Genomic DNA, 12,421 nt, shown 5'->3' with positions numbered 1-12,421 from the left:
AAAGCTTTATAGTTTATCAATGTTTTTTAGTAATTTTTCTTTATTAAAATCTCTATTTATTCCAAACCTGGTTAAAGAAAAATCATATTTTACAGGATCTTCGTTATTTTCTTTTGAAAAATAGCTTGTGATTTTTATTGCTTTTTTAAGATTTACGTTTTTTATTTCTTTGATTTTAAATAGTTTTGATGCAATGTTTGTCATATGAGTATCCATTGGCACTATAAGCTTATTGGGATTGAATTTATTCCAAATACCTAAATCTACGGCGTCTTTTCGTATCATCCATCTTAAGAATAAAAAAAGTCTTTTACAAGAACTTCCCTTTGAAGGCTTTGGAAGTAACATTCCAAATTCTCTTCCATTTATTTTTTCCATATGCTTTATTAGTTCATCTATACTAAGTATAAAATTTTGATTTTTATAATAAATACTGTGAAGAAGATTTTCAAGCGTATGATGCTGTTCTTTTATTGTCTTGAGGGTATATAGTAGCCTTACAATGTCTTCCTCTTTAAAGAATCTATAAACAAATCCTTTAAACATTTCTTTTAAGTCTTTTTCATTTATTAGCTTAAGGCTCTCAGAAGGAGATTTGCCAAGTGGTTTGAGTATTCTCTCTATTGCTTCTAAAATTTTTTCTACTCTTCCAAGTGACAATGAAGAACTAATTAGGCCTACAAGTTCAATGTCTTCTTTTTTTTTATACCTATATAAAAATTCTAAAGGATCAGGATGTATAAATTTTTTTTTATTGTATTTTAGATATATTTCTTCTAGAAAATCATATAGTGAGTTTTTAGCTTTTATTTGCATTATTATATTCTAATAGTTCTAATAATATTTTTTTAAGCTTTTTATCGTAAAATTTGTCTTTTGCCCATTTTCCAGTTAAATCATATATTGTTGGAGCAGATCCTCTTTCAACAAGATAAAATCTAGGATCAACCATATTTGAGTTAATATTTTGTTTTGATGCATAAGCTTTTAAATGTTGAATATGGGCTTTAATCCCTTCTTTAATATTGGAAAAAGAATTTCCTTTTGTAAGATGATTAGTAGCGCCTATTCCTGAAAAATTGTGTTGTTCTTTTGAGACTATCCCATTAAATTTTAGAATGCCTGTTTCTAGTAGCATTTGAGCATAGGCAATGTCATAATTAATACCTTCAATCAAAGATTCGTCTATGTAGGTTTTAGCAATAGTATTTACATAGTTTTTGTCAAGGTCTGGATTTATTTCTAGAGTATATTTTACAAGGTCTTCCAGTTGAGTTTTTCCTCTACTTATTAAAAAGGGAATATATTTTTCTTTTTGTATTTCAGTACTTATTTCGATTACCTCTTTATTACTATGAGTCTTACTTGTTAGAAGTATGTTGATCATTGTAAATAGCAAGAATTTTTTTATCATTATTATTTTTCCTCTTCAATAAATTTATTAATTTCAGTAACTATAGAATTGAATCTTGATAGCATTGATTTTTTGTTTTTTAAAAAATTGAAACTTTTTAAATAGTTTCTGCTAAAAATAAGGTCAGAAATTTCTGCAATGTTGCTTATGTTTATTAGCTTTATAGAATTTGGATTAGTAGTTTTTATAAGGAGTAGTTCTTTTTCATTTTCTTTTAGGATTAGTTGTAAATTTTTTAAATTTTTTATTGTTTGTGGTTTGCCTCCTATATTGATATATTTTGTTATGTTTGTGTTTTTAGCAAGGATAAAATTAGCAATATTTGCTTGATTCCCCATTGTAATTAACGTTAGTTTATTAAGGTTCATTTTTGAATTTAAAAATTTTAAATTTTGGCTTGATTTTACTAGTTCAATAATGTTTTGAATATCATTTTCAGTAGATGCGATATCAGCTTTTTCATTAAGAATATTGACAGGTTCAATTAAATAGCTAATGCTTTTATTGATTACATAGCTAAATATGCTTTTGTGGCTATTTTTAATAAAGTCGTAGCTTTTCATATGTTTATATTTTGGCGAATATAAATAAACAATTTTTCCCTTTTTAACAAGCTTGCTGATTAGGGATTTGAACATTGAATCGTGAGAATAATAAGGAAGTATAATTAAAATAGAATCATATATTTTTTGATTATCGCTAATAAAGGCTTTTTTATATATATTATTTTGTTTTGGTAAATAATTCATTTCGTTTATGAAAAAAGGATTAAATTCATACAAAAGAAATGGATTTTGTTTTTTTAGGCCCAATGTTAAGCTTACAGGATACCAAATCGATAAGTTTAAATCATTTTTGTGATCTTTAATTCTTGTGAATCCAATTTGATAGTTATTGTTTTCATCTTTGGGATAATTTACAAAAAGCGCTAAGTATGAAAAAATGGTTGCAATAATAACAGTTAAAATAGCAGGCATTACAAGAATTGTTTTTAGCAAAATTGAAAGAAATATTCCTTTTGATTGTTTTATAGGCTTGCTGTTATTTCTTCTTCTTCTTCTTCTATTTATTATTGTTTTTATGTTTTTAAAGAAGATGATTACCATAAAGATTAAGAATATACTGCCAATATATAACATTAATGGAGTGATTTCTGTGAAGTATAAAGTTATTATAAAAAATGTACCTGGGAATATTATGAAGTAGTCTTCATAAGTAAATTCTTTTTTAAAATTAAATAAATTTACTATTAAAAATATGCTAAAGCTGGTTAAGAAAATGAGTTCATAAATTTGCGTATCCATAAAAATAATTTTTCCTTAAATAATTATAAGCATAAAAGTGTTTTTTCCAAAATAGTTTAAAGAATTGCTTATTAAATAGTTTTAATTTAATTTTAGATTTAAGGGAGTTTTTTATTAAGGGAGTTTATTTTTGTTTAATATAAAATGTTGTGTTAAAATAGATTAAGGTTACAGGCGAAAGGTAGGAACATATGGTTGGAACCTTTTTAGGAACTGGTGCTTCAAGTGGAGTTCCCATGTTAAATTGTAGCTGTAGAGTCTGTGTTTCTAGTTTTAGGAAAAATAAAAGGTTGAGAAGCTCTTTTTTCCTCAAGCTATCTTCTGGCATTAAATTGTTGATTGATACAGGTCCTGACATTAGACAACAACTTTTAAGAGAGAATATAGATAAGCTTGATTTAGTGCTTTACACCCATGAACATTATGATCATATTATGGGGCTTGATGATATTAAGTTTTATACACGGGAGGCTCCTTTAAACATTTATGCTAGAGATACTACTATGGTTCACATAATGAATGCTTTTTCTCATAATTTTTCATCAAAACCTTCTGTAAGTGGAAAGGCCGACATTATTCCCAATGTGATTAGAGATTTTGAGCCTATTTTTTTTAAAGGTCTAAAGATAGTGCCAATTCCTTTGATTCATGGAGAGATAGTTAGTTTAGGTTATAGGATAGGCAATTTAGCGTATCTTACTGATGTTAAATTTATTCCTGAAGCGTCCTATGATTATTTAAAGAATTTAGATCTACTTATAATAGATGCTATGAGGATTAAACCCCATCCTGCTCATCTAAATTTTTCAGAGGCTTTTTGTGAGGTTAAAAAAATCAATCCTAAAATTTCTTATTTTACACATATTGCACATGATATAATGCATGAAGAATTTGATTATTTGGGAAAAGATAATATCTATTTGGCTTATGATGGATTAAAGATTTATGTTTGATTTAAATTTAAAGGGGATTTATGAAATTAATTTCATGGAATGTAAATGGAATTAGAGCTGTTTTAAAGAAAGGTTTCCTTGAGTTTGTAAAAGAATATAAGCCAGATATTTTATGCGTTCAAGAAACCAAAGCTTTGAGAGAGCAATTGCCAAGGGATTTAATTCTTGAAAATTATTATTCTTATTTTTCAAGGTCAAAGCTTAAAGGCTATAGTGGTGTTTGTATTTACTCCAAAGTTAAGCCTATTGCTGTAAATTTACTTGGAAAAGAAGTTTTTGACAATGAAGGTAGAGGTCTTATAGCATACTACGACGATTTTGTATTGATTAACGGTTATTTTCCCAATTCTCAAGCTTTAAGAAGAAGACTTGTTTATAAACTTGATTTTTTATCTTATGTTGAGAATCTTATGGATTCTTTTGTAAATGCTGGGAAAAATGTAGTAATTTGTGGTGATTTTAATATTGCTCATACTGAGATTGACCTTATGAATCCTGATTCTAATAGAGATTCTCCTGGATATTATATTGAAGAAACTACTTGGTTAGATAGTTTTTTGAACAAAGGATATGTAGATACATTTAGAATATTTAATAAGGAGCCTGGTTATTATACTTGGTGGAGCTATAGAGCAAGAGCTAGGGAGAGAAATATGGGTTGGAGAATTGATTATTTTATTGTTAATGAATTTTTTAAGAGAAATGTTAAAAAATCTCTAATTTTGGACAAAGTAATGGGAAGTGATCATTGTCCTGTTTTTTTAGAGTTGGCTGATATAGTTAGTTAAAGAGGGGAAGCTAGATTGAAAAAAAACATTACAATTTTTTGTTTAATATTTAGCACTACTTTTAGTTTTGGCATTGATTTAAATGATTTTGATTTTTATCGTAGTCTTGAAAAGGAAGAATTGCTGTTTATTATTAATTTGCTAAATAGAGAGCAACTGACTTTGGCAAATAGTTGTGCTTCAAAGTATATTGAATTAGCTTATAAGGCGTTAGAAGAAAAAAATATAAATTTATTATCAAAAAATGATAAAGAATTAGCAGTAGATAGTAATATTAAGCATTTAAGACAATCTAAGGTCTATAACAATGCAAGGCTTATTTTTAATGCTACAAAGAGTTTAAATGCTTTAGTTCATATTAGTAAGGATGGGCTTTTAAAGACTTTAGATGGAAGAAATGTGGGTGTTAAGGATAATAAATTTGTTATTTTAGATTCTTTTTTGAATAATGATTTTTATAATGATATGCCAAGTGAATATACTACTATTGAAATTTATAATAAAAGCATTATAATGCCTAATTTAAATAAATTTCTTTTAGATAAGCGATCAAATCCTTTTGTTTATCTTGAAGATTTTGATAAAAACGTTTACTTAAATGATCTTCCAAAATTAAGCAAAGGAGAGTTATTGTTTTTATTTTATGAACTATTTCCAGTTTCTAAGCTAAAGAGTTTAAAAGATTGGAATGATTTTGGATTTTCATCTATTTTAAAAGCATTAAATAAAATTTATTCTGAAAAAATAAATTCAATAAGAGGGCGTGTAAATGAATTGTCAAAGAATTGAAAATTATTGTAAATTTACAAGTGTTTTTCTAATTTTTTTGTTTTCCTGTGTTTCTAATGAGTTAAAGCTAGATAAAAATTTAGTAAAGGGAAAGCTTATTAATGGGCTGCGGTATTTTATTTATAAAAATCAAATTCCAAAGAATGCTGTTAATATGGGGATTGTTTTTAATGTGGGTTCTATTAATGAAGAAGATAATCAGAGAGGTATTGCTCATTATCTTGAACATATGGCTTTTAATGGTACAAAAGATTATCCAGGTAATTCCATTGTTGATGTTCTTAAAAAATTTGGAATGCAATTTGGTTCTGATATTAATGCCGCTACTGGTTTTGATTTCACTTATTATAGACTTGATTTGTCAGACGGTAATAATAAAAATGAAATTGATGAATCTATAAATATTTTGAGGAATTGGGCTTCTCAAATTAGCTTCATGAAAGAAGAAATAGACTTAGAGCGCAATATTATTATCGAGGAAAAAAGGCTTGGCGAAACTTATCCTAGAAGAATTTATGAGAAAATGTATGAGTTTTTGGTAAGCGGAAGTATTTATGAATTTAGAAGTCCTATTGGACTTGAAGAACAGATTTTGTCTTTTCAACCAGAAGATTTCAAAAAATTTTATAGAAAGTGGTATAGGCCAGAACTTGCAAGTGTTATTGTGGTAGGAGATATTGATCCTAGAGAAATTGAAGAGAAAATAAAGAAGCAATTTATTTCTTGGAAAAATCCAACTGATAAAATTAAAAGGATAAAAGTAAATTTAGATGTAAAGCTTAAAGATAAGTTTTTACCTTTAGAGGATTTGGAAGTAGGGGAGCCCAGCTTAATGTTTCTTAAAAAGAGAATTGCCAATGTAGAACAGACCAAGGATAACGTTTTAAATGCTATTAAAAAGTCTTTATTGACTGCTCTTTTTGAAAATAGATTTTCTGAATTAAAGACTTCTGGGGTAAAGCATTTTAAAGGCGTTTCAAATGGAGATTTTTTTTCATTTAAATCAGATAACAACACTATTATTGCAAGATCAATTTCCTTAAACTTTAATCCAGATTATTTTAAGGAAGGAATAGAGGATTTTTTTTATGAGCTTGAGAGAATAAGAAAATTTGGATTTACCCAGGGCGAGTTTGAAAAAGTTAGATCTCAATTCTTCAAATTTTTAGAATTAGGGAAAAATAATATAAATAAAACAAATTCGTGGACTATTTTTGAAGATTTAATAGAAATTGCTATTAGTGGTTCTAATAAATTTGATATGAGCGAATATTATGATCTTTCTTTTCAATATTTAGAAAAAATTGATTTAAAGACAATAAACAATCTTGTAGCAAGAGAGTTTGATGTGAAAAATTGTGCAATTTTTTATTCTTATCATGGGAAAGTACATCCTACTTTGTCTTTTGAAGACATTAATAATCTTCAAAAGATAGCTTTAAAAAGAGAGTTTAAGCCTTATGAAAACTCTTCAATTGAAGGTAAATTTTTTAAGAAGTCTTTAGATAATAAAGATATTATTAGAGAAAATGAGTTTGAAAATGAAATTTCATCATTTGTCCTTGAAAATGGGGTTGAAGTTTATTTTAAATATAATGATCAAAATAAGGGTGTAGTTGACTTTAGGGCAACTTCTTGGGGTGGTTTAATCAATGAGGATTTAAAACTTATACCCGTTTTAACTTTTGCGCCCGAAGTAGTATCTGGTTCAGGGTACGGTGATTATTCTGCATTGCAGATTGAAAAATATTTGTCAGATAAAGCTGTTTCTTTAAATGTTGGTGTTGGAGCTCAAGAATCATATATTTTTGGAAGTTCAGATAAAAAAAATCTTAAAACTCTTTTTGAGCTTATATATTTGACTTTTAAGGAACCCAAAATAGATGATGTTTTTTTGCAAAATGCTATTAATAATATAAAAGCATTAATAAAAAGTAATGAAAATAGCTCTAAATATCATTTTCAAAAAGCTATTAGTAAATTTTTAAACAATAATGATCCTAGATTTGAAGATGTAAAAGATAGTGATTTACAGTATTTTACAAAAGAAAATATTTTATCTTTTTATAAGAAAAGGTTTACTTATGCAAATAATTTTAAGTTTGTCTTTGTTGGAGATTCGGATATTCAGACAATAAAAGCTTATTCAAAAAAATATTTAGGTAATCTTAGCTTTAAAAAAATAAGCGAGTATAAAGATTTAGATTACTCTTACAGTAAAAATTTTGATAAAATAGTTGTAAGGAAGGGGAAAGATTCAACTAGCTTTGCTTATGTGATTTATCCTTTTAAATTCTCTTATTTAGAAGAGATCTCATTAAATTTAAATGCTTTAGCGGATCTTTTAACGGATGGCCTTATAAAAAATATTAGAGAAAAAATGTCTAGTGTTTATGCAATTCAAGCTTTTTTTGATTCCAAATTAAGAAAATATGTAGATTCCGATGGTATTTTGTCTATTTTTTTTACTACTGAGCCTAAAGAGCTGGATAATGTTTTAAATTCTATTAATCGCTATATGATCGAAAGGCAAAAAATAGATTTTAATGATAAAGATTTTTCTTATGTTAAGAAAAATTATATTAAAAATACAAAGATAAATTCAGATCAAAATAGTTATTGGATTTCAAATATATTGGCATCATTATCTTGGCATGGAGTATTTAAAAATAATTTTGGTGTTAAGTTTATAGAAACAAGTCTAAGCAAAGATTTGATAAATAAACTTTTTAAAAAGATTAATCTTAAGGAAAAAACAGAAATATTATTAATACCTGAATAGCTTATGTATAGTAAAATCTAATAAGTTAAATATAATTCTTCTTTAAAAGACATCCTCTAGGGGAATCGAACCCCTCTTGCCAGGATGAAAACCTGGAGTCCTGACCGATAGACGAAGAGGACAAAAGTGAGCTCAGTAGGACTCGAACCTACGACAAACGCCTTAAAAGGGCGCTGCTCTACCACCTGAGCTATGAGCCCAAAAGTCATTTTACGACCATCAAAAGTAATAATATATTTAATTTCCAATAATGTCAAGTTAAATTGGCATAAAAAATTGGCAATTTATACCAAAAAGGTACTTAACAATTTGAGCTGCACAGGACTTGAACCTGTAACCGACGGATTAAGAGTCCGCTGCTCTACCACTTGAGCTAGCAGCCCGTTTTATTAATTTGCTAACAATAAGAATAAATTTTTATAAATTGAATGTCAAGGTTTACTGTTGCTTTTTTTTAATTCTTCTAGTAAATTTTTTGCTTCTAGATTGTTAGGAGAGATCGTAAGAAGTTTAATTAATGTTTCTTCTGCTAATATTTTATTTTTTGCATTTATTCTTGATCTTGCTAACTTTATTAATAAATTCTGATTATTAGGGGCAAATCGCAATGCATATTCGTATGCAAAATCCGCTTCATTATATCTTTTTAGCTCATAGAAACAATCTGCAATCAAATTATAAACTTTTATTATTCTTGCTCCTTTAGAATCAAGGCTAATATATTCTTGAAAGTATTTTAATGCATTTTCATAATTTTTTTGGAAAAAATAAGCTTCTCCTAGTGCTTGAATAATTCTTATGTCATATTTTTTAATGCCAAGACCCACAATCGCTTCTTTTTCAGCTCTTTTGTATTCTCCTATAGCTATTAAGCTCCATATCAATATTGTTCTAGCATCTAAGTTGTTAGGATTTAAACGAATTTCTTCTAACGTATTTAAAATAGCTTCTTTAAATTTTCCTTCTTTATAGAGAAGGAGAGAGTCTTCTTTTTCTTTAATCTGTGATTGTCCGAATAATAAGCTTGAATTGGATAGCAGAATTAAAGTTATTTGTAATAGAAAAAAAAAATTCATTCTTCAAAATCCTCCATTTCGCAATTCCCCTTAAATATTGCTCCAGAATCAATAAAAAGTTCTTTAGTTTTAATGTTTCCTATTAATTTGCCGGTTTTATAGATTTTAATTGTTTTTAAAGCCTCAATATTTCCTTTTATTTTTCCATGATTTAGTAAGTGTTGGCATTTTATTTCCGCTTCAACATTAGCTTTTTCCCTTAGATAGATTGAGTTTGATGAGTTTATTAAGCCTTTAAGATTTCCTTCTATTATTATTGGTTTATTGCTTTCAATATATCCTTCAAATTCAAAATTTTTTTTAATTACATTTTGAGTATTGCTTTCTTCGAATTCTAAGCTATCTATGCTCATTGAAACCTCTAAAAATGAATGCCTGTAACTTAAAGCATTCATTTTTGATTTAATTTTTCATAAAAATGTTTTTTTATTGTTATTTTAGTCGTTTCTTCTTTGGCCCAAAAATCTTAGAAGATATAAGAATAAATTTATAAAATCTAAATAAAGCTTAAGTGATGCTACAACTGCCATTCTATTTTTTATTTCAGTATCGTCTTGTAGCATTTTATCCATTTTAGCAATATTTTGAACGTCATAAGCTGTTAGTCCTGTGAATATGATTACGCCTAAGATAGATATAAGAAAATTAAGGCCTGAGCTTCTAAAAAACATATTAACAAGAGATGCAATAATGATTCCCCATAAGCCCATTATTAGATAGCTTCCCATTTTTGTTAGATCTGTTGTTGTAGTGTATCCATAAAAAGACATTCCAAGAAACGTTCCAGCAGTAATTCCAAATGTAAATACTATTGATCCTTGTGTATAAATCATGAATATAGAAGATAATGTTACTCCTGTTAGTGCTGAGTATAGCAAGAAAAGGGCTGTTGCGGTATTGCTTGATATTTTATTAAGAGCGCCACTTATTGCGTATACAAGTCCAAATTGTATAAGTATTATAGCCATAAATGACATTGGATTTGAGAATATTATTGTTTTTATTGTTTGATTTTCTGAGGTTGCATATGCAAATATTGCTGAAATTAAAAGTCCGATTGACATAAGCCCAAAAACTTTGGCTAAAAATTTGTTTTTTATTAATATTTCTTGTTTTTCCTGTGTTAATTCGATCATAATAAAGCCTCCTTATTATTGTTTAGATTTGTTTTGATCGTTAAATTTTTTGCGAAGTTCATCAAATATAGCGCTTGGAACTTTTCCATATTTTAAGAATTCCATTGAGAATTCTGCTTTTCCTTGGGTAGAGGATCTAAGGACTGTCGAAAATCCAAACATTTCGCTTAAGGGCACTTCAGCTTCAACCTTTGAAAAACTTCCGTCTTCTAGTGAGCCTGTTATTATTCCCCTTCTTTGGTTTAAAAGTCCAAACATATTCCCTTGGAATTCAGTAGGCCCTTCAAGGGTAACTTTCATTATTGGCTCAAGGATTGTAGGTTTTGCTTTTTCGTAAGCTTCTCTAAAAGCACCAATCGCTGCTAATTGGAATGCAATATCAGATGAGTCAACAATATGATATTGGCCATCATTGATTGTGATTTTTATATCAACTATTGGAAAACCAATTAATGTCCCTTTTTCCATTGCCTTTTGGAATCCTTTATCACATGATGGGATGTATTCTGTTGGGATTACTCCTCCTTTTATCAGGTTAACAAATTCATATGTTTCTCCTTCTTTGTTAAGAGGTTCCATAAATCCAGCAACTCGTCCAAACTGACCAGCTCCTCCAGATTGCTTTTTGTGAGTGTAGTTGAACTCAGCTTTTCCTGTAATCGTTTCTCTATAAGCTACTTGTGGCATTCCGGTTTCAACTTCTGCTTTAAACTCTCTTTTCATTCTTTCAATGTATACCTCTAAGTGTAGTTCTCCCATGCCTTGAATTATTGTTTCGTTTGATTCAATGTCAACATAAGTTTTAAATGTTGGATCTTCTTTTGTAAATCTTCCAAGAGCTTTAGCCATATTGTCAGCAGATTTTTTGTCTTTCGGTTTTACAGAAAGAGAAATTACTGGGTCTGGAATAAACATCGATGTCATTGAATAGTTGATTGATGGATCACAAAATGTGTCTCCTGATGCACATTCTATTCCAAATAAAGCAACAATGTCTCCGCTTCCCCCAAATTCAATATCTTCTGTATTATTAGCGTGCATTCTGATGAGTCTTCCAACTTTGAATTTTTTAGAAGTTCTTGAGTTGATAAGTTCTTGTCCTTTTTTTAAAGTTCCTTGATAGATTCTGACATAGGTTAATTGACCGTATTGTCCGTCTTCAAGTTTGAATGCAAGAGCAACAGTTGGGAGGTCGTTGTCAATTTTAAGATCGATTTCTTTTTCGTTATTATTGAGGTCAAGAGCAGTGTTTTTTATGTCATGAGGGGATGGTAAAAATCTAGTTACAGCATCTAAGAGCAATTGTACTCCTTTGTTTTTATAAGCAGATCCCATAAATACGGGGCACAATTTTAAAGCCAATGTTCCCGCTCTAATTGCATTGTATATTATTTCAATGGGAACTTCTTCTCCTTCCATGTGCAATTCCATAAGTTCATCATTAAAATCGGCAAGAGTATCAAGCATTATTTCTCGTTTATTTTTTGCTTCTTCTAATAGATCTGAGGGTATTTCTTTTTCTATTATTTCTGTTCCATCTTTTCCTTCAAAATAGTAAGCTTTCATTAATACAAGGTCTACAACTCCAATATGTTTGTCTTCCAATCCAATTGGGATTTGCATTAAAACAGAGTTTAAGTCAAGTTTTAATCTTAGTTGATCTTTTACATTGTAGGGATTTGCTCCAGTTTTATCGCATTTGTTTACAAATGCAAGGCGAGGAACGCCGTATCTTTTAAGCTGTCGATCAACAGTTATTGATTGGGATTGAACTCCTGCAACAGAATCAAGAACTAATATTGCTCCATCAAGCACTCTAAGAGATCTTTCAACTTCAATTGTAAAATCTACGTGACCGGGTGTATCAATAATATTTATTGGAAAATCTTTCCATTCAACGTGAGTTGCAGCTGATGCTATTGTGATTCCTCTTTCTCTTTCAAGTTCCATTGAATCCATTGTTGCCCCAACTCCGTCTTTGCCCTTTACTTCGTGAATTGCATGAATTTTATTACAATAAAAAAGAATGCGTTCTGTAAGAGTGGTTTTCCCTGAGTCGATGTGAGCGCTAATACCTATGTTTCGTAATTTATTATAGTCCATTGGACATTGTCCCTCCTGATGATATGTGAGTAAAAGATTAACTATCTTAATAATTTTACAAAATTTTTTTTTAAAA

11 protein-coding genes and 2 tRNA genes are annotated in these 12,421 nt (G+C 28.7%); 4 read left to right on the top strand and 9 right to left on the bottom strand.

Annotated elements, in window-relative coordinates; all coding sequences use genetic code 11:
- Window positions 1-6 precede the first annotated feature (6 nt).
- The 3 genes from DB318_RS01795 to DB318_RS01785 are packed head-to-tail and all read right to left on the bottom strand — an operon-like array spanning window position 7 to window position 2,718.
- A complete protein-coding gene (locus DB318_RS01795) occupies window positions 7-816 on the bottom strand; it encodes a TIGR02757 family protein (RefSeq protein ID WP_151073573.1) in 810 nt (269 codons plus the stop codon).
- Complete coding sequence (locus tag DB318_RS01790) at window positions 800-1,414, bottom strand: glucosaminidase domain-containing protein (protein WP_151060168.1); 615 nt, start codon at window positions 1,412-1,414, stop codon at window positions 800-802. Before DB318_RS01790 ends, DB318_RS01795 begins: the two co-directional genes overlap by 17 nt.
- Before the next feature lie 2 nt (window positions 1,415-1,416).
- Window positions 1,417-2,718, bottom strand: coding sequence for a hypothetical protein (locus tag DB318_RS01785; protein ID WP_151074173.1), 1,302 nt, complete (start codon window positions 2,716-2,718; stop codon window positions 1,417-1,419).
- A gap of 191 nt (window positions 2,719-2,909) precedes the next feature.
- On the opposite strand from DB318_RS01785, the gene DB318_RS01780 reads away from it, so the two are divergent.
- Genes DB318_RS01780 through DB318_RS01765 form a run of 4 tightly spaced genes read left to right on the top strand, consistent with a single transcriptional unit; the run spans window position 2,910 to window position 8,030 of the window.
- Window positions 2,910-3,671, top strand: a complete 762-nt coding sequence (locus tag DB318_RS01780) for an MBL fold metallo-hydrolase (protein ID WP_151074172.1) — start codon at window positions 2,910-2,912, stop codon at window positions 3,669-3,671.
- A 20-nt stretch (window positions 3,672-3,691) separates the two neighbouring features.
- Window positions 3,692-4,459, top strand: coding sequence for an exodeoxyribonuclease III (xth, locus tag DB318_RS01775; protein WP_151060171.1), 768 nt, complete (start codon window positions 3,692-3,694; stop codon window positions 4,457-4,459).
- Between the two features lie 15 nt (window positions 4,460-4,474).
- Complete coding sequence (locus DB318_RS01770) at window positions 4,475-5,248, top strand: hypothetical protein (RefSeq protein ID WP_151074171.1); 774 nt, start codon at window positions 4,475-4,477, stop codon at window positions 5,246-5,248.
- Window positions 5,229-8,030, top strand: coding sequence for a M16 family metallopeptidase (locus DB318_RS01765; RefSeq protein ID WP_151074170.1), 2,802 nt, complete (start codon window positions 5,229-5,231; stop codon window positions 8,028-8,030). The genes DB318_RS01770 and DB318_RS01765 overlap by 20 nt, the downstream gene beginning before the upstream one ends.
- A 127-nt stretch (window positions 8,031-8,157) precedes the next feature.
- Here DB318_RS01765 and DB318_RS01760 read toward each other — a convergent pair.
- The 6 genes from DB318_RS01760 to fusA form a co-directional block, all read right to left on the bottom strand.
- A tRNA-Lys gene (locus DB318_RS01760) sits at window positions 8,158-8,230 on the bottom strand.
- Between the two features lie 110 nt (window positions 8,231-8,340).
- A tRNA-Lys gene (locus DB318_RS01755) sits at window positions 8,341-8,413 on the bottom strand.
- Window positions 8,414-8,461: 48 nt separating this feature from the next.
- Window positions 8,462-9,106 (bottom strand): tetratricopeptide repeat protein, encoded by a 645-nt coding sequence (locus DB318_RS01750; protein WP_151074169.1) that lies wholly within the window; start codon window positions 9,104-9,106, stop codon window positions 8,462-8,464.
- Window positions 9,103-9,501, bottom strand: a complete 399-nt coding sequence (locus DB318_RS01745) for a bactofilin family protein (protein ID WP_151060175.1) — start codon at window positions 9,499-9,501, stop codon at window positions 9,103-9,105. Before DB318_RS01745 ends, DB318_RS01750 begins: the two co-directional genes overlap by 4 nt.
- Window positions 9,502-9,543: 42 nt before the next feature.
- Window positions 9,544-10,242, bottom strand: a complete 699-nt coding sequence (locus DB318_RS01740) for a Bax inhibitor-1/YccA family protein (RefSeq protein WP_151060176.1) — start codon at window positions 10,240-10,242, stop codon at window positions 9,544-9,546.
- A gap of 15 nt (window positions 10,243-10,257) precedes the next feature.
- A complete protein-coding gene (gene fusA, locus DB318_RS01735; protein WP_151060177.1) occupies window positions 10,258-12,345 on the bottom strand; it encodes an elongation factor G in 2,088 nt (695 codons plus the stop codon).
- Window positions 12,346-12,421: the final 76 nt, after the last annotated feature.

The sequence above is a fragment of the [Borrelia] turdi genome (assembly GCF_008828755.2).
Lineage (GTDB): Bacteria > Spirochaetota > Spirochaetia > Borreliales > Borreliaceae > Borreliella > Borreliella turdi.
Note: the sequence above shows the minus strand (reverse complement) of the source record. Positions and strands in the feature narration are given on the sequence as shown.

Excerpts from the sequence above, each read along its gene's own strand:
- DB318_RS01795 (WP_151073573.1), bottom strand. The coding sequence starts at position 816 with ATGCAAATAAAAGCTAAAAACTCACTATATGATTTTCTAGAAGAAATA.
- DB318_RS01790 (WP_151060168.1), bottom strand. The coding sequence starts at position 1,414 with ATGATAAAAAAATTCTTGCTATTTACAATGATCAACATACTTCTAACA.
- DB318_RS01785 (WP_151074173.1), bottom strand. The coding sequence starts at position 2,718 with ATGGATACGCAAATTTATGAACTCATTTTCTTAACCAGCTTTAGCATA.
- DB318_RS01780 (WP_151074172.1), top strand. The coding sequence starts at position 2,910 with ATGGTTGGAACCTTTTTAGGAACTGGTGCTTCAAGTGGAGTTCCCATG.
- xth (WP_151060171.1), top strand. The coding sequence starts at position 3,692 with ATGAAATTAATTTCATGGAATGTAAATGGAATTAGAGCTGTTTTAAAG.
- DB318_RS01765 (WP_151074170.1), top strand. The coding sequence starts at position 5,229 with ATGAATTGTCAAAGAATTGAAAATTATTGTAAATTTACAAGTGTTTTT.
- DB318_RS01750 (WP_151074169.1), bottom strand. The coding sequence starts at position 9,106 with ATGAATTTTTTTTTTCTATTACAAATAACTTTAATTCTGCTATCCAAT.
- DB318_RS01745 (WP_151060175.1), bottom strand. The coding sequence starts at position 9,501 with ATGAATGCTTTAAGTTACAGGCATTCATTTTTAGAGGTTTCAATGAGC.
- DB318_RS01740 (WP_151060176.1), bottom strand. The coding sequence starts at position 10,242 with ATGATCGAATTAACACAGGAAAAACAAGAAATATTAATAAAAAACAAA.
- fusA (WP_151060177.1), bottom strand. The coding sequence starts at position 12,345 with ATGGACTATAATAAATTACGAAACATAGGTATTAGCGCTCACATCGAC.